This is a genomic window from Candidatus Methylomirabilis sp. (genome assembly GCF_028716865.1).
Classification (GTDB): domain Bacteria; phylum Methylomirabilota; class Methylomirabilia; order Methylomirabilales; family Methylomirabilaceae; genus Methylomirabilis.
Map to the genome: position 1 here is coordinate 69,262 of NZ_JAQUOY010000006.1, position 23,796 is coordinate 93,057.

General features: G+C 60.3%; 28 protein-coding genes. 18 read left to right on the forward strand and 10 right to left on the reverse strand.

Going from position 1 to position 23,796, the window contains the following annotated elements:
• Window positions 1-823: 823 nt before the first annotated feature.
• From hemE to PHV01_RS04290, 14 genes are all read left to right on the forward strand, one after another.
• Window positions 824-2,797 carry a uroporphyrinogen decarboxylase gene (gene hemE, locus PHV01_RS04225; RefSeq protein WP_337289895.1) on the forward strand — a complete coding sequence of 658 codons (1,974 nt, stop codon included), beginning with the start codon at window positions 824-826 and terminating at the stop codon, window positions 2,795-2,797.
• A 1-nt stretch (window position 2,798) separates the two neighbouring features.
• Window positions 2,799-3,734 (forward strand): ferrochelatase, encoded by a 936-nt coding sequence (gene hemH / locus PHV01_RS04230; protein ID WP_337289896.1) that lies wholly within the window; start codon window positions 2,799-2,801, stop codon window positions 3,732-3,734.
• Between the two features lie 46 nt (window positions 3,735-3,780).
• Window positions 3,781-5,298: a protoporphyrinogen oxidase gene (gene hemG, locus PHV01_RS04235; RefSeq protein ID WP_337289897.1), complete on the forward strand. Its 1,518-nt coding sequence runs from the start codon at window positions 3,781-3,783 to the stop codon at window positions 5,296-5,298.
• Window positions 5,299-5,379: 81 nt separating this feature from the next.
• Window positions 5,380-6,648: a hypothetical protein gene (locus PHV01_RS04240; protein WP_337289898.1), complete on the forward strand. Its 1,269-nt coding sequence runs from the start codon at window positions 5,380-5,382 to the stop codon at window positions 6,646-6,648.
• Window positions 6,649-6,728: 80 nt separating this feature from the next.
• Window positions 6,729-8,402 carry a dihydroxy-acid dehydratase gene (ilvD, locus tag PHV01_RS04245; protein ID WP_337289899.1) on the forward strand — a complete coding sequence of 558 codons (1,674 nt, stop codon included), beginning with the start codon at window positions 6,729-6,731 and terminating at the stop codon, window positions 8,400-8,402.
• A gap of 38 nt (window positions 8,403-8,440) precedes the next feature.
• Entirely contained in the window at window positions 8,441-9,070 is a 630-nt protein-coding gene (locus PHV01_RS04250) for a VTT domain-containing protein (protein WP_337289900.1), read from the forward strand.
• A 367-nt stretch (window positions 9,071-9,437) separates the two neighbouring features.
• A complete protein-coding gene (locus PHV01_RS04255) occupies window positions 9,438-9,968 on the forward strand; it encodes a Mov34/MPN/PAD-1 family protein (protein WP_337289901.1) in 531 nt (176 codons plus the stop codon).
• Window positions 9,969-9,977: 9 nt separating this feature from the next.
• Window positions 9,978-10,805 (forward strand): TIGR02757 family protein, encoded by an 828-nt coding sequence (locus PHV01_RS04260; protein WP_337289902.1) that lies wholly within the window; start codon window positions 9,978-9,980, stop codon window positions 10,803-10,805.
• Window positions 10,806-10,991: 186 nt separating this feature from the next.
• On the forward strand, window positions 10,992-11,165 hold the full coding sequence (locus PHV01_RS04265) for a hypothetical protein (RefSeq protein WP_337289903.1): 174 nt from the start codon (window positions 10,992-10,994) through the stop codon (window positions 11,163-11,165).
• Window positions 11,166-11,263: 98 nt separating this feature from the next.
• Window positions 11,264-11,740, forward strand: a complete 477-nt coding sequence (locus PHV01_RS04270; RefSeq protein ID WP_337289904.1) for a type II toxin-antitoxin system VapC family toxin — start codon at window positions 11,264-11,266, stop codon at window positions 11,738-11,740.
• Window positions 11,741-11,743: 3 nt separating this feature from the next.
• Window positions 11,744-11,920, forward strand: a complete 177-nt coding sequence (locus PHV01_RS04275; RefSeq protein WP_337289905.1) for a hypothetical protein — start codon at window positions 11,744-11,746, stop codon at window positions 11,918-11,920.
• Window positions 11,921-12,053: 133 nt separating this feature from the next.
• A complete protein-coding gene (locus PHV01_RS04280) occupies window positions 12,054-12,269 on the forward strand; it encodes a DUF4258 domain-containing protein (RefSeq protein WP_337289924.1) in 216 nt (71 codons plus the stop codon).
• Window positions 12,266-12,466, forward strand: a complete 201-nt coding sequence (locus PHV01_RS04285) for a hypothetical protein (RefSeq protein ID WP_337289906.1) — start codon at window positions 12,266-12,268, stop codon at window positions 12,464-12,466. Before PHV01_RS04280 ends, PHV01_RS04285 begins: the two co-directional genes overlap by 4 nt.
• Window positions 12,467-12,564: 98 nt before the next feature.
• Entirely contained in the window at window positions 12,565-12,798 is a 234-nt protein-coding gene (locus tag PHV01_RS04290; RefSeq protein WP_337289907.1) for a hypothetical protein, read from the forward strand.
• Window positions 12,799-12,841: 43 nt separating this feature from the next.
• Here the strand turns inward: PHV01_RS04290 and PHV01_RS04295 are convergent, their stop codons facing one another.
• Entirely contained in the window at window positions 12,842-13,624 is a 783-nt protein-coding gene (locus tag PHV01_RS04295) for an inositol monophosphatase family protein (RefSeq protein WP_337289908.1), read from the reverse strand.
• A 169-nt stretch (window positions 13,625-13,793) separates the two neighbouring features.
• On the opposite strand from PHV01_RS04295, the gene PHV01_RS04300 reads away from it, so the two are divergent.
• Together PHV01_RS04300 and hisN are read left to right on the forward strand one after the other, a co-directional pair.
• Entirely contained in the window at window positions 13,794-13,913 is a 120-nt protein-coding gene (locus tag PHV01_RS04300; protein WP_337289909.1) for a rubredoxin-like domain-containing protein, read from the forward strand.
• A gap of 94 nt (window positions 13,914-14,007) precedes the next feature.
• Complete coding sequence (gene hisN / locus PHV01_RS04305) at window positions 14,008-14,790, forward strand: histidinol-phosphatase (protein WP_337289910.1); 783 nt, start codon at window positions 14,008-14,010, stop codon at window positions 14,788-14,790.
• A 97-nt stretch (window positions 14,791-14,887) separates the two neighbouring features.
• Here the strand turns inward: hisN and PHV01_RS04310 are convergent, their stop codons facing one another.
• The 4 genes from PHV01_RS04310 to PHV01_RS04325 all read right to left on the reverse strand — a co-directional run bounded on the left by PHV01_RS04310 (window position 14,888) and on the right by PHV01_RS04325 (window position 16,393).
• Window positions 14,888-15,199, reverse strand: coding sequence for a YtxH domain-containing protein (locus tag PHV01_RS04310; protein ID WP_337289911.1), 312 nt, complete (start codon window positions 15,197-15,199; stop codon window positions 14,888-14,890).
• A gap of 5 nt (window positions 15,200-15,204) precedes the next feature.
• Window positions 15,205-15,594: a DUF948 domain-containing protein gene (locus tag PHV01_RS04315; protein ID WP_337289912.1), complete on the reverse strand. Its 390-nt coding sequence runs from the start codon at window positions 15,592-15,594 to the stop codon at window positions 15,205-15,207.
• A 161-nt stretch (window positions 15,595-15,755) separates the two neighbouring features.
• Window positions 15,756-16,100 (reverse strand): type II toxin-antitoxin system PemK/MazF family toxin, encoded by a 345-nt coding sequence (locus tag PHV01_RS04320; RefSeq protein ID WP_337289913.1) that lies wholly within the window; start codon window positions 16,098-16,100, stop codon window positions 15,756-15,758.
• On the reverse strand, window positions 16,094-16,393 hold the full coding sequence (locus PHV01_RS04325; RefSeq protein ID WP_337289914.1) for a hypothetical protein: 300 nt from the start codon (window positions 16,391-16,393) through the stop codon (window positions 16,094-16,096). The genes PHV01_RS04320 and PHV01_RS04325 overlap by 7 nt, the downstream gene beginning before the upstream one ends.
• Before the next feature lie 86 nt (window positions 16,394-16,479).
• Between PHV01_RS04325 and PHV01_RS04330 the strand changes: the two genes are divergently transcribed.
• Complete coding sequence (locus tag PHV01_RS04330; RefSeq protein WP_337289915.1) at window positions 16,480-18,606, forward strand: thioredoxin domain-containing protein; 2,127 nt, start codon at window positions 16,480-16,482, stop codon at window positions 18,604-18,606.
• A gap of 62 nt (window positions 18,607-18,668) precedes the next feature.
• The gene (locus tag PHV01_RS04335; RefSeq protein ID WP_337289916.1) at window positions 18,669-19,460 is read left to right on the forward strand and encodes a hypothetical protein; all 792 of its coding nucleotides are present in this window, start codon (window positions 18,669-18,671) and stop codon (window positions 19,458-19,460) included.
• Between the two features lie 72 nt (window positions 19,461-19,532).
• Here the strand turns inward: PHV01_RS04335 and PHV01_RS04340 are convergent, their stop codons facing one another.
• From PHV01_RS04340 to PHV01_RS04360, 5 genes are all read right to left on the reverse strand, one after another.
• Window positions 19,533-19,826: an acylphosphatase gene (locus tag PHV01_RS04340; RefSeq protein WP_337289917.1), complete on the reverse strand. Its 294-nt coding sequence runs from the start codon at window positions 19,824-19,826 to the stop codon at window positions 19,533-19,535.
• 7 nt (window positions 19,827-19,833) lie between these two features.
• Window positions 19,834-20,865 (reverse strand): phytoene/squalene synthase family protein, encoded by a 1,032-nt coding sequence (locus PHV01_RS04345; RefSeq protein ID WP_337289918.1) that lies wholly within the window; start codon window positions 20,863-20,865, stop codon window positions 19,834-19,836.
• Between the two features lie 39 nt (window positions 20,866-20,904).
• Entirely contained in the window at window positions 20,905-21,213 is a 309-nt protein-coding gene (locus PHV01_RS04350; RefSeq protein ID WP_337289919.1) for a hypothetical protein, read from the reverse strand.
• A gap of 138 nt (window positions 21,214-21,351) precedes the next feature.
• Window positions 21,352-21,834: a hypothetical protein gene (locus PHV01_RS04355; RefSeq protein ID WP_337289920.1), complete on the reverse strand. Its 483-nt coding sequence runs from the start codon at window positions 21,832-21,834 to the stop codon at window positions 21,352-21,354.
• Window positions 21,835-23,254: 1,420 nt separating this feature from the next.
• The coding region (locus PHV01_RS04360; protein WP_337289921.1) for a hypothetical protein at window positions 23,255-23,796 on the reverse strand (542 nt) is incomplete at its 5' end.

Sequence of the window (23,796 nt, forward strand, 5' to 3'; positions counted from 1 at the left end):
CCCCCACCATACAGGGAAGGTTCTCGCCGTTATGGCAGTTTTGATGGAAACGATCGATCCGCTCCTCAGTCCGTTGAGGAATTCCTGCTGCTGATATTACAAGTTCGCGTAATCCTGAGGCAGCATCTACCGGAACCACTACATAAACGAAATCACCATGGCGACCGTTACGAAGATCAACAGGCCACCAGCCGCAAGCCACAATAGTATTGTGTCGCCGCGATCCACTGAACTCCCCCCTTAGTTTAGTTGGTTAACGATTAACCCGGGCCGTTTAACACCATCCACTGCCAGATATGCTCCGGATTGTACCTCATGGAGGTCGATCTTGCAACTATCCATGGAGAGCTAACCTCGGAACGACCGTAGCAGCGAGATGAGCAACTGACCCGAGCAGTGAGGCGCTGCGCAATTCAGATACTAAACGGAAGCGCTACCACATTGCACGCAACATTCTTTCTTAAAGATCCCTAAGAAAGAGGCGTATTTCGTGATCCCCTCCCTTACCGCCCGGAATCTCTAATCAATGTGGATCGAAATACCGTAGACCTTTTGAACGCGACCGTTTAGAATCCACAAGCCAGCCTCGCGTAGGGCCGCCTTGTCGTTTAATTAAGAGCAGCTCGGCCCCTCGCATGTTCGACTAGGCAAGCTTCGTGGGATAATTTAAGGGACGTGGACCCCCTTGTCAAGACAAAAATGCGGATCCTGAAGCGAAACCGAACAAGGCGCTATCTTTGCTATAGCACTTTTTCGCTGTGAACCGTATACTACGGAGCTGAGATCAAGAGATGCTTTTGTCCGGAAGGTCTGTGTGAGTGAGATGAACCAAATTGTTGCTTCACCGATGGGAAGCCTAAGCAACCTCTCAGTAGTCTCCTTTGAGAGTCGCTTAGCCGGCGCCATGGCTGACCTGATCAGCCGCCAAGGCGGGACCCCGATCTCTGCGCCTGCCGTACGCGAGATCCCGCTCGCAAAAAACCCGGAGGCGTTAGAGTTCGCACGAGAGTTATTGGCCGGACGGATCGATCTGGTCGTGCTGCTGACCGGCGTGGGTATTCGTGCCCTGCTTGCCGCCATTGAAGGCACCTACCCGCGCGCGGAATTCCTTGCAGCGTTGAGCCGAATTCCGACCATTGTCCGCGGTCTAAAACCCCAGGCGGTGCTGCGCGAGTTGGGTGTCCCGATTACGCTGGCTGTCCCGGACCCGAACACCTGGCGCGAGATCCTGAGCGCGATCGACGACGCAGCGATCCCCCTACAAGGTCGGCGGGTGGCGGTACAGGAGTACGGGCGGAGCAACCCTGAGCTGGTTGCAGGACTCATGGCGCGAGGGGCCTCTGTGATGCAGGTCTCGGTCTACCGATGGGCATTGCCGGAGGACTGCGGCCCTCTGCGGCGCGCAATCAAGACCATCATCGAGCGGGAGGTCGATCTGGTCCTCTTTACCACCGCTGTGCAGGTGAATCACCTGCTACAGGTCGCAGCGGAGGAGGGCATGGAAGAGTCGCTGCGGGCAGGACTCCGGGACACAGTCGTCGCGTCGATCGGCCCTACCTGTAGCAGGGCCTTGCGCGAGCATGGCCTGGTTGTGGACCTGGAGCCGGAGCATCCGAAGATGGGGTACCTCGTTCTGACCGCCGCGCGCCATGCGCACGTGCTGCGACGGATCAAGCGAGCAAGAGCGATGCAGGGCGCACCTCGCCTGCCTGCGCCGTGCGAAGTGCGGCAGGCAGGCGAGGTGCGGGAAGACCGAGGCGTAGCATTGCTGCAGGAGAGTCCATTCCTGAAAGCCTGCCGCCTGGAGCCGACCCCCTATACGCCGATCTGGATCATGCGGCAGGCCGGGCGCTACATGCAGGAGTACCGGGAGATTCGGGGTAAGCTCTCGTTTCTGGAACTGTGTCGCCGGCCGGATCTAGCGGCCGAGGCGGCAGTCACAGCCGCTCTGCGACTGGGGGTGGATGCGGCGATCATCTTCGGGGACATCTTGGTGGTGGTGCAGCCTATGGGGGTCGGCCTGGAGTTCACGAAGGGCGATGGCCCGGTGATCCACAACCCGGTGCGATCCGGGGCTGACCTGAAGCGGCTGCAGCCGGTCGATGTGCAGGAATCGCTCTCGTTCGCCTTCGAAGCGGTGCGCCTCGCGCGGGCGGCCCTTCCGCCGACCATTCCTCTCATCGGATTCGCCGGGGCGCCGTTTACCCTGGCCTCGTACCTGATCGAGGGTCGCGGGTCACGTCAGTATCAACACACCAAGGCGCTTATGTACCGTGATCCTGGGGCCTGGCATGCCCTGATGGAGCGGCTGTCTGATGTAGTGTCCGGCTACCTGAACGGCCAGATCGCCGCCGGAGCCCAAGTGGTGCAATTGTTCGATAGCTGGGTGGGCTGCCTCAGCCCGGATGACTACTGCGAGTTTGTCTTGCCCCACACGAAGCGCGTAATCACAGCGCTCACGCCGGGCGTGCCGGTCATTCACTTCGGGACCGACACGGCCACGCTGCTCCCACTGATGCGGGATGCCGGCGGGAATGTGATCGGACTGGATTGGCGTGTAGACCTGGGTGAGGCCTGGTCGCGTCTTGGGCAGGGGGTCGGCGTGCAGGGCAACCTGGACCCGATGGTGCTCCTTGCCGAGCCTGATGAGATTCGCCGCCAGGCCGGCCGAATTCTTGAGCGCGCCGCAAAACGTCCGGGCCACATCTTCAACCTCGGTCATGGGGTGTTGCCGCAAACCCCCGTGGACCACCTGCGCGTGCTCATCGACTATGTTCACGAAGCGACGGCGAGATGACGTGGCTCCGCCGTTCGACGCCGTCCTCATGATCGCCTTTGGAGGCCCCACCAAGCCTGAAGAAATCCGCCCGTTTCTCAGCAATGTGCTTCGGGGCGTACCGGTGCCACCGGAACGTCTGGAAGCGGTCGCCCGACACTACGAACAGCTTGGCGGTCGGTCGCCGATCACTGAGCTGACCTTCCGGCAAGCGAAGAGCCTGGCAGCGCTGCTGGAGCGGGAGGGGCCGAGGCTTCCCGTCTACGTGGGGATGCGCTACTGGCACCCCATGACCAGCGAGACGGTCGAGCAGATGATCTGTGATAAGGTGAACCGCGCCGTCGGCCTCATCATGGCCGCACACGATTCCGGGGCAGCAAGTTGGGGGAAATCGGTGAAGGCGGTCACTGATGCGCTTGCAGCCGCAGGACCCAGGGCCCCGCACGTGGGCTTCGCCCAGCCCTGTTACAACCACCCGGATTTCATCGCGGCTGTGGCCGAACAGATTCGCCTGCAACTGCAAGCCATCCCGCCGGCTCTCCGTTGTAAAACACCGTTGCTCTTCACGGCCCACAGCATTCCATTCTCCATGGCCGCATCGTCGCCCTACGTTCAGCAATTACATGAATCGTGCCGGCTCGTGGCGGCAGCCTTGGGGCACCCGGACTGGTCACTCGCTTATCAAAGCCGCAGCGGCGATCCACGGCAGGAGTGGCTGACGCCTGACGTGCGCGATATCCTGCGGAGGCTCAAGGCCGAGGGGCGCCGATCGGTAGTGCTGGCCCCCATAGGATTTGTGTGCGATCACGTTGAGGTGCTGTTCGATCTGGACGTAGAAGCAAAGGCAGAGGCCGATGCGCTGGGGCTCGAACTCAAACGGGCCAGCACGGTGAACGATCATCCGCTCTACATCCGGGCGCTGGCAGACCTGGTGCGGCAGCGCGTGAACCAGGGTTAGAGGACCCTTTTCGAGGACGGATCACAGCCGCTTTGGACAGCAGGGGATGGCGATAGATCGGGGTGACGACCCGAAGCGTATCGTGGTGGTCGGGGGCGGCATCGCGGGTCTCGCCGCTGCGTACCGTCTGCACGAGAGGCGTCAAGGTGGGCTCCCTTGCCGGGCGCTGCTCTTGGAGGCGGGTCCGCGCCTTGGCGGCGTGATCGGCACGACGTATCGGGACGACTTCATCCTCGAAGCGGGGCCGGATACCTTATTCACCGACAAGCCGTGGGCAGTGGATCTGATCAAGCGCCTCGGCTTGAGCGATCGGCTCATCGGAACCAGTGGGGTCCATCGCCGGACGTTCGTTGCTCTGGGCAGTGCGCTCCATCCTCTGCCAGAAGGGTTCGCCTTGCTGGCGCCGACGCGACTGCGACCGTTTGTACGATCAGGCCTGCTCACCTGGCGCGGCAAGGCAAGAATGGCCTTGGACCTGGTCTTGCCCCGGGGGCAGTCAGGTCCCGACGAAAGTCTTGCGTCGTTCGTTCGGCGTCGTCTGGGAACGGAAGCGCTGCAGCGGCTGGCTCAACCGATGATCGGAGGTATCTACTCGGCCGATCCGGAACGGTTGAGCCTGCGGGCCACCTTCCCGCAGTTACTGCAAATGGAAGCGCAGCATCGCAGCCTCATCCTTGGCCTGCGACGGAGACGGTTGAGCGTCCCTGGCAAAGGTCAAGCCCCGGCCGACAGCGGCCCGCGGTATAGTCTGTTTGCCACGCTGGACAATGGGCTACAAACACTGGTCGATGCCCTGGTGGAGCGGCTGCCGGCAGACACGGTGCGGCTCGGCTGCCCGGTCGCTGGGATCGCACGGGAGGAGACATGCTGGGCTGTTCGGTTGAAAGATGGCACTGACCTCAAGGCCGATGGGGTCATCCTCGCCGTCCCCGCCTTCCAGGCCGCAGCACTAACTCATGATCTTGACGGCGACCTTACTCAGGAGCTGGAGGCTATCCCCTATGCCTCCTCGGTCACGATCAACCTGGCCTATCGGAGGGAAGCGATCCCCCATCCGCTCGATGGGTTTGGATTTGTTGTGCCGGCCTGCGAGGGGCGAACTATCATCGCCTGCTCCTTCAGTAGCGTGAAGTTCGCTAATCGCGCGCCAGCGGGACACGCGCTGCTGCGCGCCTTTGCAGGCGGGGCGCTGCAGCCCGAGCCATTTGAGTGGGATGACGAGCGGCTGCTGACTGCAGTTCACCGCGACCTGCAGGAACTCCTGGGGATTGACACTGCTCCGTTGTGGAGTCAGATAGCACGGCATCCCCGGTCGATGCCGCAGTACCATGTGGGACACCTGGCTCGGTTGGCAACGGTGGAACGTCAGCTTGGTCGGTGGCCGACCCTCAAGCTGGCCGGCAACGCGTACCGCGGCGTTGGCGTCCCCGACGCAATTCATAGTGGCGAAACGGCTGCTGATGCCCTGTTGGCCGAGTTGACCCCGACGCGGGGAGAAGGGTGTGCAACGGTGACGCCGACCGAGCCGGCCGGTGCTTGTGCCGAAGGAGATTCTCTCCTATAATCCTGTACCAGGAACTTGAAGATAAAGAGGCGGATCGGTCCAGCGAGTAATTCCGTCGCACGCGCGAGAAGGAGATCCCCTATGCAAGCAAGGAAGATCGTTACCCTGTGTGGACTTACGGCCGTTGTAATCTTCAGTGCGGGTTGTGCGACCACGCCGTCGAAGGTCGCCTACATTGTCTCAGAAGACCAGGGCGCAACCTCGGTCCTGGTTCAGAACGCAGATGGCAGTAAACCCGTCCGTGTCCCAGGCCTGTCCGGGGCAATCTCGGAGATTGCCATGTCACCCAGTGGCCGGCGACTGGCTTATGTAACCGGCGGGACCACCACCGGCCTCGAGCAGGTGTTCGTCGCCGATCTGGATGAAAACAATAACATCGTAGGGGCCAGGCGCAACTTCTCTGATGAACTGTCGACTGCGAGAAGCTTCTCGCCGAAGTTCCTCGACGACGATCACCTCCTCTATCTTTCGGAGAGCCAGAATGACCGAATTCTGGTCCTGGTGGATTTGCTCACCGGGGGCAAGCAGAAAATCTCCGCGATCAGCGGATCGATCGATACCGTGATCCGGTACAACATTGATGGTAAGGACGCCCTCTTCTTCGGGCTGAACAGGGAGATGCGGCGGTATGACCTCCCGACCGGGCCGCTTCGGTCGGTTGTGGCTAACACGGGGAGCGCCTCCGGGCTGGCCTACGAGAAGATGGGGATCTTTGAGAATACCCTCGTCTTTGGCACCCAGGTCACCCCTGAGGAGCGGGCCTTCTCGCACATGCGTCTGGATGGAACAGAGCTCAAGGCTGTGGCTGAGGTCCCGTCTGAACTGGTCTTTCCGATCATCAGGCTGGCGCCGGATCCGGCGTCGCGGGTGCGGCGATTCAGTCTGTTTGACTTCACATTGGTGACAAGCCTCGAAAACGGGGAAGCCCTGATCACGCTGGAAGGATATGAGGTCACCTCGCAGAAGATTACCGAGCGGCACCTCTTCTGGGTGGTACGAGATCCGCGGAGCCCGGACCTGGTCCGTGGGGTTTACGCAGCAAAGGGCCTGGAGGACCTCAGAACAGGCGCCCATGGGAGAACAGTCTACCTCGCCTCGACGAGGGACCTGCTGGTCTGGTATGATCCTACCAACAAAAAGATATGGGGTGTGCCGCTCGACCGGATCGGGACTGATCCGGTCGATCTCTCGGCCGGCGTAGCCCGGGTGGCCAATCGTCCCTTTTCGGTTTCAGCAAATAGTATCGGCGTGGTCACTGAAGAGGGGAAGCTTTATGTGCTTTCAACCAACCGCACGTCGCCGCCCCGCTTATTGGGACAGGGAATTCACGTGAGCATTACCCGCCCGTGACTCGTCTCCCCACGTGAGTCCTTTTTACTCTACGCGAGGAGAGGATGCAGGCACATGGCGCTATACATGAGGAGCACGCAATGACCTTCGACCCACGACATAACAGTCGCACCTTGCTCGATGGTCCGGACCGCGCACCGGCACGGGCGATGCTCAAGGCCATCGGTTTCAAGGATGAGGATCTGGCTCGACCGCTCGTCGGCGTTGCCCACTGCTGGATCGAGGTGATGCCCTGTAACATTAACCACCGGACGCTGGCCGAGCGGGTCAAGGAGGGGGTCCGGGCCGCTGGAGGGACGCCAATCGAGTACAACACGATTGGGATCTCCGATGGGATCTCCATGGGCACCGAAGGGATGAAGACATCTCTGGTGAGTCGGGAGGTTGTAGCCGATTCCGTCGAACTGGTGGCCAGGGGGCACCTGTTTGACGGCCTGGTCGCCATCTCCGGCTGCGATAAAACGATTCCTGGTACGGTCATGGCACTGGCGCGCCTGAATATACCAGGACTTATGCTCTATAGCGGCTCCACCGCCTTCGGCGAGTACGAGGGCCGCCATCTCACGATCCAGGATGTCTTTGAAGCGGTGGGTGCCTACAATGTCGGTAAGATGCCGTCCGAGGAGCTTCGCGTCATTGAGAACTGCGCCTGCCCCGGTGCGGGCGCCTGCGGCGGCCAGTTCACCGCCAACACCATGTCTACCGCCTTTGAGATGCTGGGTATCTCGCCGATGGGCTGGAATGGCGTTCCGGCGACGGATACCCGGAAGGAAGAGGTGGCCTTTGAGAGTGGGAAGCTGGTCATGGAGCTGCTGCGGCACGGCATCACACCCAAGCAGATCCTTACCCGCAACGCCTTTCGCAACGCGATCGCCGGTGTCATGGCCACGGGAGGATCTACGAACGCCGTGCTTCATCTGATCGCTGTCGCCAAGGTCGTCGGTGTCAAGCTGTCGTTGGACGATTTCGATCGAATCTCAAGAAAAACCCCGCTCTTGGCTGACCTGAAGCCGTGGGGACGCTTTACTGCTCCGGACATGTACATGGCGGGCGGCATGCCGGTGGTGGCTAAACGCCTGCTTGATGCCGGCCTCCTGTATGCCGACGAGCTGACGGTCACCGGTAAGACGATCGGCGAGGAAGCACTAGGCGCCCGAGAGACTCCGCTGCAGGAAGTGATCATGCCGTTGAATCGGCCACTGAAGCCGACCGGGGGTATGGTGATCCTCAAGGGCAATCTTGCGCCGGAGGGGTGTGTGGCGAAGGTTGCCGGTCACGAGCGGATGATCCATCGTGGCCCAGCGCGGGTCTTTAACCGGGAAGAGGATGCCTTTACCGCCGTCAAGGCCGGGAAGATCAAGGCCGGCGACGTGATTGTGATTCGCTACGAGGGGCCCAAAGGCGGGCCCGGGATGCGCGAGATGCTTGGCGTCACCGGGGCTCTCGGTGGCGCGGGACTCCTGGACTCCGTGGCGCTGATGACCGACGGGCGCTTTTCGGGCGCGACGCATGGCCTGATGGTTGGCCACGTTGCCCCGGAAGCGGCGGCAGGTGGACCGATCGCGGCGCTGCGCAACGGTGACATCGTCGTCTTGGATATCAAGAAGCGGCGTCTCGACGCGGAGCTGTCAGCCGCCGAGTTCAAGCGGCGACTCCGAACATGGAAGCCGCCTGCCCCCCGGTACAAGAGCGGTGTCATGGCCAAGTATGCCCGCGTCGTCTCGTCGGCATCGGAGGGCGCGGTCACCGACTGATACGGAGTAGGCGTTCAGCCGACTACGGAGAGACAAAGATGGAATGGCTGTGGGATCTTTTTCATAGCGTGTACGATGTGGAGGCCCTGGTCCGAGTCGGCGGCCTCACAGCCCTGGTTGCCATCATCTTCGTGGAGACTGGTCTCCTTGTCGGCTTCTTCCTTCCAGGGGATTCCCTCCTTGTCACGGCAGGGCTGTTCGCCGCCGGCGGGCACCTGGACTTGTGGAGCCTCTTTCTTTTCGTCAGCCTGGCCGCGATTGTCGGCGATACCATCGGCTACACTATCGGGGCAAGTGCCGGATCAAAAATTTTTACCCGCGAAAATTCGCTGTTTTTCCACAAGAAACACCTCATCACGACCAAAGAGTTTTACGATCGGTACGGCGGGATTACGATCATCCTTGCCCGGTTCATGCCGATCCTCCGTACCTTTGCTCCCCTCGTGGCGGGTGTGGGCAGTATGCAGTATGGGCGATTTGTCTTCTATAACGTGATGGGAGGGATCGGCTGGGTCGTGAGCATGACGTCTATCGGCTACATCCTTGGGAGAACCATTCCGGATATCGACAGGTATATCCAGGCCGTTATTGCCCTCGTCATTGGACTTTCGCTGCTGCCAGGAATCGTCACATTTGTGCGAAGCCGACGGCTGAATGCTGGTCACTAAACGCTAATTACTGAACTTTCCTGCATTTTTCTTCAATTTGACTCCACCTTGTTGACTCGGTTTGGCTGCCGTTTTTTTAGGCTTGCCTCCCTCCAAGCGGCGGGTTATCTTTGTTATGCGCCCGGCGAGTCCGCCGGTTGCTGAAGTTACCTTGACATTAGCGAATCGAGGTTCTCCAGTAAGGGGCTTCAACTGGTTCCTCCTCCACGCGAACGCATCTTCACGAACGATCATCCGAGACGAAACCGATAGCGATACGCTTTGCACCAGTGACGGCGCCTCAACATCACAATCGCACGATCACACGCCCCATCATGGTAAAGCTGAGCCTGCCCTTTTCAGGTTGTATCGACGGTGATTGATAGCAATGGATCTATATCTTAGCGAGAATGCCTTTGTCGGGCTGTTGGTCTCGACTATTGAAGTCTACCGTAAGGAGTGCTTTGGGGTTCTGCTTGGCCAGAGTATGTCCGAACGAATCCTTGTCGATTTCGTCGTTCCGTACCAGACGGCGAACCGGAAGTTTCGCGAGGTGCACGTTGACCTGATGCGGAGTCAGCGGGTCGAGGAGGCTGTCAGGAGTACGTCACGCTGGGAGTGCGTGGGTGACTATCACTCGCACCCGATGTACGGTACCGTCCGGGCGACCACGACGCTGAGCGCGGTCGATCGGAAGTTCTTCAAGGATGGAAATGTCGCCATAGTGGTGGCCATCAACGATTCGGTGAGGCAGCAGCGATGGAACTACGTACAGGGCGGCGGCGTGTCCGGCAGCATTAACGGGTACAATATCCGGATCGCCGGATACCACAAGTCAAACGGGACCATCGAGCGAGCGCCGATCCACTGCCCGTATGCCATCGGCTTTCAAGCGAAGGAGTTGAACTACAAGGAGTGAGTCGTCGCCATGGCCGCGCGTTCCCACGCACAGCTCAAGCGGCTCCTGGATGAGCTGTATCACCGCTACAGTCGGCCCGTCTTTCTCTCGACCAGCGCCCTCAGCATTCCCCACCAGTACGGCAGCCCAGAAGACCGTGAGATCGCTGCCTTCGTGGCTGCTTCACTTGCCTACGGGAACGTCAAGCAGATTCACCGCAGCGCCAACGCCGCACTCGAGGCGATGGGCAAGAGTCCAGCCAGGTTCATCCGGCGGTTCGATCCCACCCGCGATGCCGCTCGGTTCCAGCAGTTCGTTCATCGCTTCAACTCAGGTCTCGATCTGGCGCTCCTATGCCATCTGCTCCATCAGGCCATCGCGGCGGAGGGATCGCTTCAGGCCTTCTTTCTCAAGGGATACGACCCCATTCACGAAGATATTGAGCCCGCCCTGACCAGCTTTGCCTGCCGCATGCTGTTGCTTGACGTCGCGCCATTCTACCGCTCTGGCACGCTTCCGGCAAAGGCCGGTGTTCGCTTCTTTTTTCCCTCGCCGGCTCAGGGATCAGCCTGCAAGCGCCTTAATCTGTTCCTGCGTTGGATGGTGCGTCGCAATGATGCGATCGATTTCGGCATCTGGGCAGAGGTGTCGTCAGCGAAGCTGATCGTACCGCTCGACACCCATGTCGCCCGGATCGCGCGGCAGCTCGGCCTGACCAGGATCAAGCAGCCCAACTGGCGAATGGCCAAAGAGGTGACAAGGCGACTCCGCGCGTTCGATCCTGATGATCCCGTAAAGTACGATTTTGCCCTTTGCCGCCTCGGTGTCCTGAAGCAGCCGATCCCTAGCCCAGAATGATAAAAACTCCACGCTCCCGGACCAGCAGCGGGTAGCCTGCGGTTTAGCACAATGCGATTATATTGACCAGTGTTTGCCGAGAAGGGCTTGTTGCGCGAATCCTTGACAAGTCCTTAGAAAGACAAGAGAATCATGTGGAATCTTGGATGTATCACGAGCGAAACAGATGGCACGTGGAGGTCGAGCATGAAAACTGCCAAAGACGAAGTGCGCGAGCTGCTTGAGGGCCTGCCGGATGACGCCTCTCTGGAGGACATTCAGTATCACATCTACGTGCAACAGAAAGACGCCATGCGGGAAGGCCGAGCGCTGACACACCAGGAAGTGGTCCGTCGGATGTCTCGGTGGCTCGAGAAGTAGTCTGGACGGAACCCGCCTGGGAAGATCTCGAGACAGCCGCGCAGTACATCGCTCGCGACTCGGAGCCCTGCGCTGCGGTGTGCGAGACGGGGTGAGCAATGAGCGCGAGAGCCAAGGTTTATCTGGAGACCACCGTCGTAAGCTACCTCACTGCACGGCAGGCCCGCGATTCGATCGTGGTTGCACACCAGGCCGTGACGCACCGGTGGTGGAGGCGTCGCAAGCGATTTGATCTCTATTGCTCACAAATTGTTGTAAGGGAAGCGGCTGAGGGTGATGCCCACGCGGCCCAACGCCGAATTGCGGTGCTCAAGGGAGTGCCAGCTTTAGAGATCAACGACGCCGTCAAAGTGCTTGCGGCCGCGGTTGCGGAGGCAGCAGTCCTCCCGAAGAAGACCACAGAGGACGCGCTCCACATCGCGCTGGCAACGGTTCACGGTATGGACTACCTACTCACATGGAACTGCAAGCACATCGCGAATGCGGAGATTCGCAACGTGGTGGCCGCTGTTGCCTACGATCATGGGTACGGCGTCCCGGTCATCTGTACACCAGAAGAGCTTATGGGAGAGTAACCGATGTGGAAAGATCCGATCGTCGAAGAAGTGCGGCGTGTGCGCGAACGCCATGCGGCCAAGTACCACTACAACCTCGACGCCATCTGTCAGGCCCTCAAGGAGGAAGAGCGGCGCAGCAGGCGTAAGCTCGTTTCGCTGCCGTCGAAAAAGCCGCAGCCGTGGGCGAAGGCCGGCTGAACGGCGGCGGAGTACACCGAACTGGGCGATCCAGGCGACGTTGTAATGAAAAGGCTAAGGAGCCGTGAGGATACGGTATTATATTGATCTCGAAACAGAGTCGCCCCATATTTATAGCCATGACGTCTCGGAAGTGGAGGTAGAGCAGGCACTCCAACGAGCTGGAGAAGATCGGCCTGGACGTGAAGGGTCGCGGGTTGCACTTGGCCGCACTTCGGGTGGACGATATTTGCGGGTAATATATGTGCCAGATCCAGAGCCAAATAGTGTATTCGTGATTACGGCATATGAGCTTCGCGGTAAGCCACTCACAGCTTATAGGCGTCGTCGCAGGAGGAAAGGCAAATGAAACAGAATAAATTCCCCCCTGGATGGGACGCGGAACGCGTCAAGCGGGTCCTTGTCCACTATGAATCGCAAACGGAAGAAGAGGCTGTGGCAGAGGACGAGGCCGCGTTTGAGGCGGCAGATCAGACCATCATGGAAGTCCCCACTGAACTCGTTCCTAAGGTTCGAGAGTTGATCGCCAAACACCGGGCCGCATGAGGCACGGTGAACCGTCGCACTGGAACCGACTCCTGCTGCCTCTGCTCTTGCCTCGCTGTGGGTCATTAGGGAAAATCTACGAAGAGGATTAAGGCGACATGAGGCGAGAGTACAAGCGCTCCGACTTCTCGAAGCTCGAACGGGGAAAGTTCTATGCGGAAGTGGCGAAAGGCACGTCGGTCGCGCTCCTTGAACCGTCGATTGCGAAGGCATTTCCGACATCGCGGACCGTCAATGAGGCCTTGTCAGGACTCCTGGAACTGACGAAGAAGACGTCACGCATAACCCGCCGCCCAATTCGAACGCGCGCCAAAGCCGCGCGTGTCGCCTAGCAGCACGTTCAGCCGACCGCCGGAGAGCAACATCATGGCGGGGTCAGCTCTCCATGGCCAGGACGCGGAGCATCTCTTCGTGGAGTAGGCCGTTGCTGGCGACGATCTGGGGATTCGAGAGGACATGCGGCCCACCGCGCAGATCGGTGACCCGGCCGCCCGCCTCCGTGACCATCAGCGAGCCGGCCGCCATGTCCCACGGGTACAGTTTCAGCTCCCAGAAACCATCGAACCGGCCGGCGGCGACATAACACAGGTCGAGGGCGGCAGAGCCGGGACGGCGAACGCCCTGAGCCCGCTTCATGAACCTCACGAAATAATCCAGGTTGTTCTGCGTGGCGCCTGCGACGTCATTCGGAAAGCCGGTGGCCAACAGGGCATCCGGCATCGTGCCGATGGCCGAAACCTGTAATCGCTTGCCGTTCAAAAACGCCCCTGCGCCTCGCTCGGCAGTAAACAGCTCCTCTAGGTTCGGATCGTAGACTAACCCAAAGATCAACTCACCGTCTTTTTCCACGCCGATCGACACCGAAAAACAGGGGTAGCCGTGGGCGTAATTCGTGGTGCCATCCAGCGGATCCACGAGCCAGCGGTATCCGGAGTCGCCCTCCAGCCTGGTCCCCTCCTCACACACTACACTGTGATGGGGCAGCTTTCTTCGGACCAGGTCGGCGATCGCCTCCTCCGAGCGGCGATCTATATCGGTGACAAGGTTCTTCACACCCTTAAATTCGATGGTTGGCTTCTGCTCCAATCCTTGACGAAGGATCGCGCCCGCCTCCTTCGCGGCCCGCAGCGCCACCATGCGTATCATGTCAATGTCCATCTGGCCTCCTTGTGAAAATTAGTGTTAGTGTACCACATTCGGCGAGCAGTGTCGAAGCCTTGTCGCCCCGCCATCTCGCGTTGCTCCGGGCAAGGGGTGATGATAAGATGTGTGTGGACTCTCGTAGTCGGCATCGCACGCAGGGGACACGTTCGCAAAGACCACGGTCATGGCCATCGTCTGGAAGTGCCTCATCTGCGGCTACCACCATCAGGGTGATCGGCCGCCGGACCACTGCCCGAACTGCGGCGCACCGAGGGAAGAGTTCGTCCTCGTGGAGGAGGACTGATCACTGTTGAAGCCTTTTGCGCATCGGATGAGGAGGAATGACGCCTCATGAGCCTCCCGTCAAGGCGCCCACCACGTAAGCATAGGAAAGGCAGATGATCGAAAAAGACCAACTCCGGCAGCTCCTGGACTTCGCGGTCGAGGCAGCCCGGGAGGCCGGGGAGATCGTCATGAAATATTTCCAGACCACTCTGACGCCGGAGCAGAAGCCGGACCGCACCTTTGTGACAGCGGCCGATCGTAACGCCGAGGAGAGGCTCCGGGCGCTCATCCGACAGGCCTACCCGGACCACGGCATTCTTGGGGAAGAGTTCGGCGAGCAGCAGAGCAGTTCCGACCGGACCTGGATCATCGACCCGCTTGACGGAACCGCCTCTTTCCTCCACGGCGTTCCACTCTTCGGCGTCCTGCTCGGATTAGAGGTCGATGGAGAGGTCGTCCTTGGGGTGGCGAACTTTCCCGCGCTGGGCGAGTTGGTCTCCGCCAGCAAGGAAATGGGCTGCTTCTGGAACGGACGACGCGCCGCTGTCTCCGGCGTAGACGACCTGAAGGAGGCGTTGCTGCTCTACACCGACGGCGCCGGTTTCGAGCCACATGGGCGGGAGTCGACCTTCCGAGATCTCACCGCCGCCACCCGGATGCACCGAAGTTGGGGCGATTGCTATGGACACATTCTGGTCGCAACGGGGCGTGCGGAGGTGATGCTCGATCCTGTGATGAACATCTGGGACTGCGCGGCGCTACTGCCGATTCTGCTGGAGGCGGGCGGGACCTTTACGGATTGGCAGGGACGGCCGACCATCCGGGGGGGGAACGCCATCTCAACCAACGGCCGGCTGTTCGACCAGGTAATGCAGGTTGTCAAGAAGAGGAACTAAGGGCGCGCTCGCCGAGCTCCTGCGTCTCGACTCTTGAAAGCAAAACGGGCGCCCCCTTCCGATCCGGGAACGCCCGCAACGATGCCACAGCAGACGATTATCTCTCCTGTAGCTTGTCTCGCTCTCTCTCCATCGCCTCCTTGCCGGCCTGGTAGGCGGCGGTGAGAATTGCCTTTTTCTCTTCAAAAACTTCCTTGCCTACCCCGAACACATCCTCGACCCGATCCCTGACGTCATCCACGAGATCGGTGCTTCGATCCTTGACGTCTGTCGCGAGGTCTCTGAGGCGAGTGCGAGTTTGTCGGCCTCCATCCGGAGCGAATAGCAGCGCCAGGCTCGCCCCAAGCACACCGCCAACGATAAACGCGAGGGCAACAGATGCAGGAGCACATCCCCGTTCTTCGCTCATGTCGATCACCTCCCTCCCACGAGTCGTACAAGCAGGGTTCGCAGGCCAACCCGAAGGCCGGTCATAAGGGCAGCGCCAGTGATCAGCTTTGGAAAGACGATGTGCTGCGCCAGTTGATTCACATCTCGCACTGTCTGCCCCACCTCAGCAATCGCCTCAAGCGTCCCGTCCATTTTTTTCAATCCGCCAGCCACCTGGTCAGAGGCGCGGTTGAGGCTTCCAATAACTTCTTTCAGCTCAATCAACGTAGGTCGTAATTCAAGTTCAAGCAGCCTGAGAAAATCCTCTGCCTGCCTGGCGGTCCGCCGAATCTGCACAAGCGCAGGGATCATGGCACACACCAAGAGCAAGAATAGGACCACAATGGCCCATAAAGCATACTCTGTCGTGGGCATTGGCCTCCTCAGAAAATGCCTAAGAAATCGCTATCACTCTACCAAAGCCATTGGGTGAGGTCAACATATAAGGAAGATGGGCCGACATCCCGGTCAGACTGAATCGATGCCACGACCTCAGTGCGCAGAATTCCTCAATTGAGACCTACTGCTTCCCGAGATCAGCGACCAAGTACAACATCGATTCCTGCGAGCACCAGTTCAAGTTGTACCCGAGGTAGCTTTCCGGCGCACTCGGTCAGTAGCGCTTTGTCCAGCGTTACGACCTGTGAGACGTTGACAACCGAATCATTGGGGAGTCCGGTCAAGCACGAAGTAAGCAAGGCGTTGCCGGGAGCTTTCGCCCACTTCACATTGCTGGTCAGCGGCACGCACACCACCGTTGCGATACGGCTTCGATTCAGCGCGTCTCCTTGTACGACCACAACCGGCCTGCGAAACCCTGGCCCGGATCCTGTCGGCGCAGGGAGATCGGCCCACCAGATCTCTCCCTGTGAGATTACCACTCGCTGCGCTCCAGCACGCGGCGAGACGCAGTAGAGACAAATGCATCAGGTTCGGCACCGAGTTCGGCACAGACTTGATCCATCGCTTCGGTCACGTGGTCCGGTGCGTGGCGGGCAAGGTACTCAGAAAGCGCGCGGCTGTAGAGCTCGCTTCGGGACTTCTTCATGCGGCGCGCGAATCGCTCGGCCTTCTCGAACACGCCATCGGGAATTGACACCGCTGTTTTCATACCAATAGTATAACCATCATAGTGCGTCAGGTCAAGTCTCTCGCATCCGGGATAGAGATACATCGCCGCTGCCCCCACGCAGGCGTTGGGCACCGTGAGCGCTTGACACCCTTCCTCCCCTCAGCTAAGGTCAGATGCGAGGGGATACAATGAATGGCTCCCACGAAATAGATAAAGAGGCGCTGCCGCGGCACACCAATAGGCTGATCCACGAGACCAGCCCCTACCTCCTTCAGCATGCGCACAATCCGGTGGACTGGTACCCCTGGAAAGAGGAAGCCCTTCGCCGGGCCAGGGACGAGAATCGTCCGATTCTACTGAGCATCGGCTACTCCACCTGCCATTGGTGCCACGTGATGGCGCATGAGTCGTTCGAGAGTGAAGCGATCGCCGATCTGATGAATCAGCACTTCGTCTGCATCAAGGTCGATCGAGAGGAGCGGCCAGACCTCGACCAGATCTACATGGCAGCCACGATGGCCCTGAACCGTGGGCAGGGCGGGTGGCCGATGACCGTGTTTCTGACCCCCGACCTGCAGCCGTTCTTCGCGGGAACCTACTTCCCGCCCAGGGACGGGTTAGGCCGCCCGGGATTCCCGACGATCCTCAAGCGGATTGCGCAGTTCTGGCGCGAGCAGCCCGACGCCCTTCGAACACAATCAGACGAGATCACCGAACGCCTGCGCGAGGCGCATCGCCCGTCCGCCCCGCTGCCGGTCGGGCAAAGTGAAGTCGCTGCCGCCGTTACCCACTTTGCCGCGACCTTCGATCCCGCCTTCGGCGGATTCGGCGCCGCCCCCAAGTTTCCTGCGGCAACGGCCTTGTCGCTCCTGTTGCGCCATCACCGACGCACCGGCGATGCCCACGCCCTGCAGATGGTGCGAATGACACTCGACGCCATGGCGCGGGGCGGGATCTACGACCAGATCGGCGGCGGCTTTGCCCGGTACTCGACCGACGAGCGCTGGCTGGTTCCTCACTTTGAGAAGATGCTCTACGACAATGCGCTGCTGGCCAGGACCTATCTGGAGGCTTTCCAGGTGACGCGCGACTCGTCCTATCGGCGCATCGCGACCGAACTCCTTGACTACATCCTGCGCGAGATGACCGCGCCGGAGGGAGGTTTTTACTCCGCTACCGACGCCGACTCGGAGGGGGTCGAGGGAAAGTTCTATGTCTGGACACCGGTCGAGATCGAGGCGATCCTGGGGGAGGAAGAAGCGCGCCGGTTCTGCGCCTATTATGACATCACGTCCAGCGGCAACTGGGAGGGAAAGAGCATCCCAAACATCCGGCGCGCGGCCGCGCAGGTGGCCACAAAGCTCGGGGTCAGCGTCGAGGAGCTTCAGGCTTCCGTCGATCGAGCGCGATCCACGGTCTATGAGGCCCGTCGAAAGCGGGTATCGCCCGGCCTGGATGATAAGATCCTCACCGCCTGGAACGGGATGATGATCAGCGCGATGGCCGAGGGATACCGCATCTTGGGTGAGAAGGGTTACTTTGACGCCGCCGTCCGCGCAGCCGACTTCCTGCTTTCTACGCTCCTCTCATCGGACGGCCGATTGCTGCGAACCTACCGGGCCGGTACGGCGCACCTGCACGCCTACCTTGAGGATTATGCGTACCTCTGCGAGGGACTGATCGACCTGTATGAGGCGGGCGGCGCAGTCCAATATCTCTATGCCGCCGTAAGCATGGCCGAGCGGCTGCTGGCCGATTTCGCCGATGAGGAGAGCGGCGCCTTCTACACTACGTCGCGTGGCCATGAAGCGCTGATCCTGCGCCATCTGGAGGGGACGGATGGAGCCATACCGAGCGGTAGCGCCGTCGCGGCCTCGGCGCTGGCCCGCCTCTCGTTTCACCTGGACCGGGAAGAGTGGCGAAGGGCGGCGGAACGAGCAATCAGCGCGCATGGGAAGCAGATCGCCCTCTACCCGCACGCCTTCGCCAAGAGCCTCGCCGTCGTGGACCTCCTCCTGGAGAGGCCGGTCGATCTCTGCCTGATCGGCGCACCGACAGAGGCGGGGTGTGAGGCGCTACGCCGGGAGATCGGCCGTCATTACCTTCCAAACCGGATCATCGCGCATCACGATCCGACCGAAGGCGACCCACCCGACCTCCCTCTACTGAGGGGGAAAGGGTTGGTCGATGGTCGCGCGACGCTGTATCTCTGTCGGAACTTCACCTGCCAAACTCCCATCACCGACCCTGCTCAGATAGCCGAAGCCCTCAACCTTCCCGAGTGGCGTTCGACGGACGGCAAGCGCTTGACTTGAGCCAGGTAAGCGGGTAGCCTGAATCTTGGAGTGGCAAAGGGGACTTCACGATGGTGCCTGAAATGCTGACAAGATGCGAACATGCACTTCCGGGGTATCTCCCTCCCCACAAACGGGATAAGCGACGCGCCGACGGCTACCTGAAAACGCTCGAGACGCGCGCGAAAGAGAAGGCTGCCCTCGAAGCGCAACTAGAGGCAAACCGGCTGAAGCGGGCAGAGTTCTGGAAGCAGAACGGCTACACGTGGCTACTTCGGCTGGACCGTTACGCAACCTGGAAGGAAAAACACGCGACCTATCAAGCGCTCGCGGAAGAGCGGGTGCAGCTCGTTGAGAAACTTCGGCAGAAGACCCTGGATCTGCACCGTAGTCCTGAGGACAAGGACGGCGATGGTCTGGTCGATACCGATCAATACCCGGATAAGATCGGCCAGAAGAAGGCGAAACCGGCCTGGATCGCGCTGGTCGATCCCGGCAACTGCTCCGGGTGCAGTGGGCACGATGTCAAGCCGGGGGAGTGGGTGACGCCGTGCCAGTCGGTCTGCCCGGTGGATTGTATCTCGCACCTGACGCCGGAGCAGGTCAAGCTGCATGGATACGATCGGAGTGTCCACGCCTATGTGCCGCCGATTCAGATCCGGTTCGATGAATGTATCGGCTGCGACAAATGTTCGCAGGCTTGCGCGCGAGATGCGTGGAACGCCATCACCATGGTGAGGAGCGAGAAACTCGAGGAGTTCTTCGGGATCAAGCTCACTAGCAAGTACCCGGGCCGCGCATCGAACGACATCAACTTCAGCAGGCTTGACCAGCTCACCGACGAAGAGTTCTGTAGCCTGTACACATCCGTATAGCCCTGGAACCAAGGGTATAGAGTCCAAGACCCCTGCAAGCTTGGACCAGCCGCCTGCACTGTGTGCTATCGGCTAATGTCGCACCTCGAAACCGTGCTCACCCTTTGGCTTCTCCCAGGTCACTTCAACGGCGGTGATGCGGGCTGCCGGTGGACCCTTCCGACACCAGGCGATCATCGCTTCCACGGCCGACTTCTCGCCTTCAAATACCGCCTCCACCCGACCATCCGAGCCGTTCCGCACCCAACCAGCAACCCCCATGGCTGCCGCCTCATCCACTGTAGAGGCGCGGAAAAAGACCCCCTGAACCCGTCCTGAGATCCAGACATGGGCCCTGACGTTCTCTTTCGCTTGTCCTGTCATCATCGCCTCCCTATTCGGACACCGCCACGCTTCGCCACAGACGCCGGTAGTATCGGTCCAGAGCGGCGTCGGAACCGGCTATCGCCAGGGAGCGCGCCATTATTCCATAGACGGCCCCGCGCGGAACCTTGATGACGACGCCAGGATCAAGCAGATTGGGCGAACGCGCAAGCAGCGCCAGCGTCTCGATGCCGATAAACAGGGGCCAGACACAGGCCAGGCGCATTCGGATCTCTCGCCTTGGGATCGCCAGCGTATAGGCCCAGCCTTCCTGGTAATGATCGAGGGTGAGCGCGAGGAGGGAGTGCAGCAACGGTTTGACCTTGACTATGGCTGTAGGGTCGAGCAGGTCGGCCGGCTGAAGGCCCAGTGCTTGCAGCTCTTGTTGGGGGAGGTAACAGCGGCCTATTCGGAGATCCTTCGGGAGGTCGCGCAGGACATTCGTCATTTGGAGCCCTTTTCCGAACCGAACGCCGCGTCGCTTCATCGCCTCACGATCCCATCCGGCAAGGGACGGGCGATGCGCTATATGAATGTCGGTCCAGAACTCTCCCACGCACCCGGCAACATAGTAGGTGTAACGGTCCAGATCGGCTCGCGTCTCTAGCGCGACGAGGCGGCCCTCATCCTCTCCGGGAAAGGTGGCGAGGTCCATAACCATCCCCTCGGTCAGGGTCAGGACTACGCCGCGCACCAGCGACTGATCGGATGGACTGAGAGATCGAAAGAGGGTGAACGCCTGCTCGAGGCGGGTCAGCAGCTCTCGCTCCGCCGCAACCTGCTGCGACCCCGCAAGGGCCTTGCTGATCGCTCCTAGCCGTCCGGCCTCTGATTCCCTCAGGGCCTCGCGGAAGAGCTCAAGATACTTCAGACGGTCGGCTCGGTCGATGAGGGCCGTATCGGCAATGGTGTCTGCGGCCCGGGCGAGCAGATACGCCAAGCCGATCGGCTGCCGCACGTCGCCGGGAACTACACGCAGGGTCAGATAGAATGAGCGGCTGACCCGCCGCAGGAGCGCACCGAGCAGGTCGTCATCGTTCATGGCGGTGGGTGGTTCGGCTGGGTTCACCACAGGCGGGGGCTAATCCAGATCGATGTCCCGGGTGGGCCGGGCGACGGGTTCATCCTTCGCCTTCTTGAGCAGCTCCTTGAATTTCCGCTCCAGGAGCTTCCCTTTTTCCTTCTCCGCTTCCATCGATTCCTTAAAGCGCGCCTCCCGCCGACCCGCCTCGCCCTTCAGCTCCTCGACCGCGGCCTTCAGGTCAGTGGGGGGCGTTTCCTTGGGCGGCGGCTCATGATGCAGAACTGCGCCCAGTTCAGGGTCCACGGTGAGCCTCGCCTGGCAGCAGGGGCAGATCACCTCGATGGGGCATTTCGATGCGTCATGCATATACTACTCTTCCCGCAGGCTTGCAGGAGGATCGTAACACGCCCGCGCTGCCTTTGCAAAATCCGGCAAGGCACGTTCTTGCGGGCGCGAGCGTGCATGAAGGTTGTGTGGGCGGCAGCGATCACTCAGCCCACCCAGCTACGGCGTGAACTGGAAGGGTTGGACCGCGAGGCTGAGCCGATTCATGGGTTGGAGGGGATCGGTCCCCGCCGTCACGAGACCAGCATAGGCCAAGTAGGTACCGGCCGGTTCTGAGCCGGTGAAGGTGTACGAGAACGGAACCGTCATGGAACTGAGCGTCGCCCCTGCCCTAAAGGGCACCGATGAAGGGCCGAGGACCATGGAGATCGCGCCGCCTGGAGACGCCTGGACCAGGGAGACGAACGTGATCCCATCGGGCAGAAGGGCCCAAAGGTAGATGTCCGCCTGCGTCGGCGCGGACCCCGGGGTCAGGGTGGCCTGATAGGTGATGGTCTGACCCGTTCTAAGCGGTGCTCCACTGAGGGCGACAGCCGCCGTCGGTCCGGAGACATCCACATTGCGCGCTCCAGCGCTTTGCATGATCTCTCGCACATCTTGCGGTATGTCTTCAGCGCTAAGATCGGTGTTGAGAATGGTCACTCCGCCAGTCCCACTGCCCGGATCTACCGGCGTTATACTTGCAAGTACAGATACACTGCCCCTTGTCCCATTGCAAGTACTTGTCCAATGCCAAGTAGATAAATTATCCCAGCCCCAAGAACCGTCAGGTCGAACAAAAATGCCTACGAGAGAAGTCACAAACTCCATAAATTCTCCGTCAGGCAACGCATGGTTTGCGGCCAGATCCTCAAATATGAGCAAGGTAGTAGCGTCTCCTAGGGGGCGTTCGTGGGTATCGTCTTCGTCATAGAAGAAGGGGCGAAGGTCAGAACCCTTTGCTTGATACGTATACCCCCCCGGAACCGGATCTATAAAGGGGGGAGGTGCCTTTAGTGGCGTATTGGGAGCATATCTGGCGTAGATGTACTTATCGGCCGCTAATCCATCTTTCATGGGCGCTTTCCTAACTATTTGAAGCCAATTGAAGTGGTCGTAACCGCACAAAGCGGCAGCTTCTTTGAGGGTGAGGTCAAACTTAGGTATGAACGATGCCCCCATTGCTTTACAACGGCCCGCATCAAGCGGTTTTGGATGCACTTGGCCACGAATAATCGGCTCGCAGGGGGAAGCCACCCGTGCCAACAGGTCCGCTGATGCCGAGGCATCTTCAAACACAGAGAAGCGGCCGATTTGGGTGAAGCCGCCGCCGGATATATTGCCGAAGCCAACCGGTTCCACCGTGATGGGCGCACCACCCGCTGTAGTCAACGTCACTGGCGAGCCTGATCCTGGTAGAAAGACAGTATCGGCGCTCGCTACCGGATCGGCGGTATTTTGCGTGGTATCAATAACTAGCGGAGCGGGAATGACCGCGGGACCCGCCGCTACTGGGGATGTCAACCGTACAGTCGCGTCCAATCGCACAGTCTCAGCTGTGGTACCAATGCGAGTCGTACCGTTGTGATAATCGAGTGTGCCAAGTGAAAAAACCGGTCTGTTACTCTGTGCGCGACTACCCAGAATATAACCTGTTGGGGTGGTAACGGTAAAGTCGTGACCAGTGAATCTAAAGCTGCTCACTTCGGGCTGTGCCACGCCCCAAGTAAAAAAATCGGTGCCTACGCCGGTGGTAACCATGCCAGATGGGCCGGATGGGTTAGTAAATACGCCGTCGGCGCGCCCCTGAAAAGTAGTCATCGGTCCAGCTTGCGCCTCAGAGGCTTGACAGACAAGCGCAAGGAGCGTCAAACAGGTCGCAAGGCGAGTCAGTGTCTGTGCTAACGCGTTCATAGTGTGAGTCCTCCAATACGGTTAAGCAGACGGGCGCCTGTCAACAGGATGCGTATTTGCCCCTTATTCATCGGGTTGATTGGGTGCTTCAAGGTTGAGCGCCGATATGCGCTTTCCGTCGCACGTGAAATACCCGGGGGATATGGTCATGACCCTTCGGCCCACCCAGCTACGGCGTGAACCAGAACGGCTGCTGGTCGAGACTGAGCCAAATCGTGGGTTGGAGGGGATCGGTCCCCGCCGTCACGAGACCCGCATAGGCCAAGTAGGCGCCGACCGGTTCTGAGCCGGTGAAGGTGTAAGCAAATGGAACCGTCATGGAACTGAGCGTCGCGCCCGTCAGGAAGGGTATCGGGGAAGGGCCGAGGACCATGGAGATCGCGCCGCCTGGAGACGCCTGGACCAGGGAGACGAACGTGATCCCATCGGGCAGACGGGCGAACAGGTAGATGTCCACCGGCGTCGGCGGCATAGACCCTGGGGTAAGGGTGGCCTGATAGACAATCGTCTGGGTCCTTCTAAAGGCCACCTCATTGAGGACGACGGCGGCCGTCGGCTGGGTGGAGCTATACATCCCTGTGACGGAGGTTGTCTGGTCGGCATTGACGGTCACCGTCTGTGGCGGCGGTGTGGTATAGCCTGCGATCGTGCCAAAGGAGACGGTGTGCGATTCAGCCAACACCGTGCCGCTCCAGGAGCCGGTGCCCCTGT

Bases quoted from the DNA above. Each gene is read 5' to 3' on its own strand.
- hemE (WP_337289895.1), top strand. From the start codon at position 824: ATGAACCAAATTGTTGCTTCACCGATGGGAAGCCTAAGCAACCTCTCA.
- hemG (WP_337289897.1), top strand. From the start codon at position 3,781: ATGGCGATAGATCGGGGTGACGACCCGAAGCGTATCGTGGTGGTCGGG.
- PHV01_RS04240 (WP_337289898.1), top strand. From the start codon at position 5,380: ATGCAAGCAAGGAAGATCGTTACCCTGTGTGGACTTACGGCCGTTGTA.
- ilvD (WP_337289899.1), top strand. From the start codon at position 6,729: ATGACCTTCGACCCACGACATAACAGTCGCACCTTGCTCGATGGTCCG.
- PHV01_RS04250 (WP_337289900.1), top strand. From the start codon at position 8,441: ATGGAATGGCTGTGGGATCTTTTTCATAGCGTGTACGATGTGGAGGCC.
- PHV01_RS04255 (WP_337289901.1), top strand. From the start codon at position 9,438: ATGGATCTATATCTTAGCGAGAATGCCTTTGTCGGGCTGTTGGTCTCG.
- PHV01_RS04260 (WP_337289902.1), top strand. From the start codon at position 9,978: ATGGCCGCGCGTTCCCACGCACAGCTCAAGCGGCTCCTGGATGAGCTG.
- PHV01_RS04265 (WP_337289903.1), top strand. From the start codon at position 10,992: ATGAAAACTGCCAAAGACGAAGTGCGCGAGCTGCTTGAGGGCCTGCCG.
- PHV01_RS04270 (WP_337289904.1), top strand. From the start codon at position 11,264: ATGAGCGCGAGAGCCAAGGTTTATCTGGAGACCACCGTCGTAAGCTAC.
- PHV01_RS04275 (WP_337289905.1), top strand. From the start codon at position 11,744: ATGTGGAAAGATCCGATCGTCGAAGAAGTGCGGCGTGTGCGCGAACGC.
- PHV01_RS04285 (WP_337289906.1), top strand. From the start codon at position 12,266: ATGAAACAGAATAAATTCCCCCCTGGATGGGACGCGGAACGCGTCAAG.
- PHV01_RS04290 (WP_337289907.1), top strand. From the start codon at position 12,565: ATGAGGCGAGAGTACAAGCGCTCCGACTTCTCGAAGCTCGAACGGGGA.
- PHV01_RS04295 (WP_337289908.1), bottom strand. From the start codon at position 13,624: ATGGACATTGACATGATACGCATGGTGGCGCTGCGGGCCGCGAAGGAG.
- PHV01_RS04300 (WP_337289909.1), top strand. From the start codon at position 13,794: ATGGCCATCGTCTGGAAGTGCCTCATCTGCGGCTACCACCATCAGGGT.
- hisN (WP_337289910.1), top strand. From the start codon at position 14,008: ATGATCGAAAAAGACCAACTCCGGCAGCTCCTGGACTTCGCGGTCGAG.
- PHV01_RS04310 (WP_337289911.1), bottom strand. From the start codon at position 15,199: ATGAGCGAAGAACGGGGATGTGCTCCTGCATCTGTTGCCCTCGCGTTT.
- PHV01_RS04315 (WP_337289912.1), bottom strand. From the start codon at position 15,594: ATGCCCACGACAGAGTATGCTTTATGGGCCATTGTGGTCCTATTCTTG.
- PHV01_RS04325 (WP_337289914.1), bottom strand. From the start codon at position 16,393: ATGTATCTCTATCCCGGATGCGAGAGACTTGACCTGACGCACTATGAT.
- PHV01_RS04330 (WP_337289915.1), top strand. From the start codon at position 16,480: ATGAATGGCTCCCACGAAATAGATAAAGAGGCGCTGCCGCGGCACACC.
- PHV01_RS04335 (WP_337289916.1), top strand. From the start codon at position 18,669: ATGCTGACAAGATGCGAACATGCACTTCCGGGGTATCTCCCTCCCCAC.
- PHV01_RS04340 (WP_337289917.1), bottom strand. From the start codon at position 19,826: ATGATGACAGGACAAGCGAAAGAGAACGTCAGGGCCCATGTCTGGATC.
- PHV01_RS04345 (WP_337289918.1), bottom strand. From the start codon at position 20,865: ATGAACGATGACGACCTGCTCGGTGCGCTCCTGCGGCGGGTCAGCCGC.
- PHV01_RS04350 (WP_337289919.1), bottom strand. From the start codon at position 21,213: ATGCATGACGCATCGAAATGCCCCATCGAGGTGATCTGCCCCTGCTGC.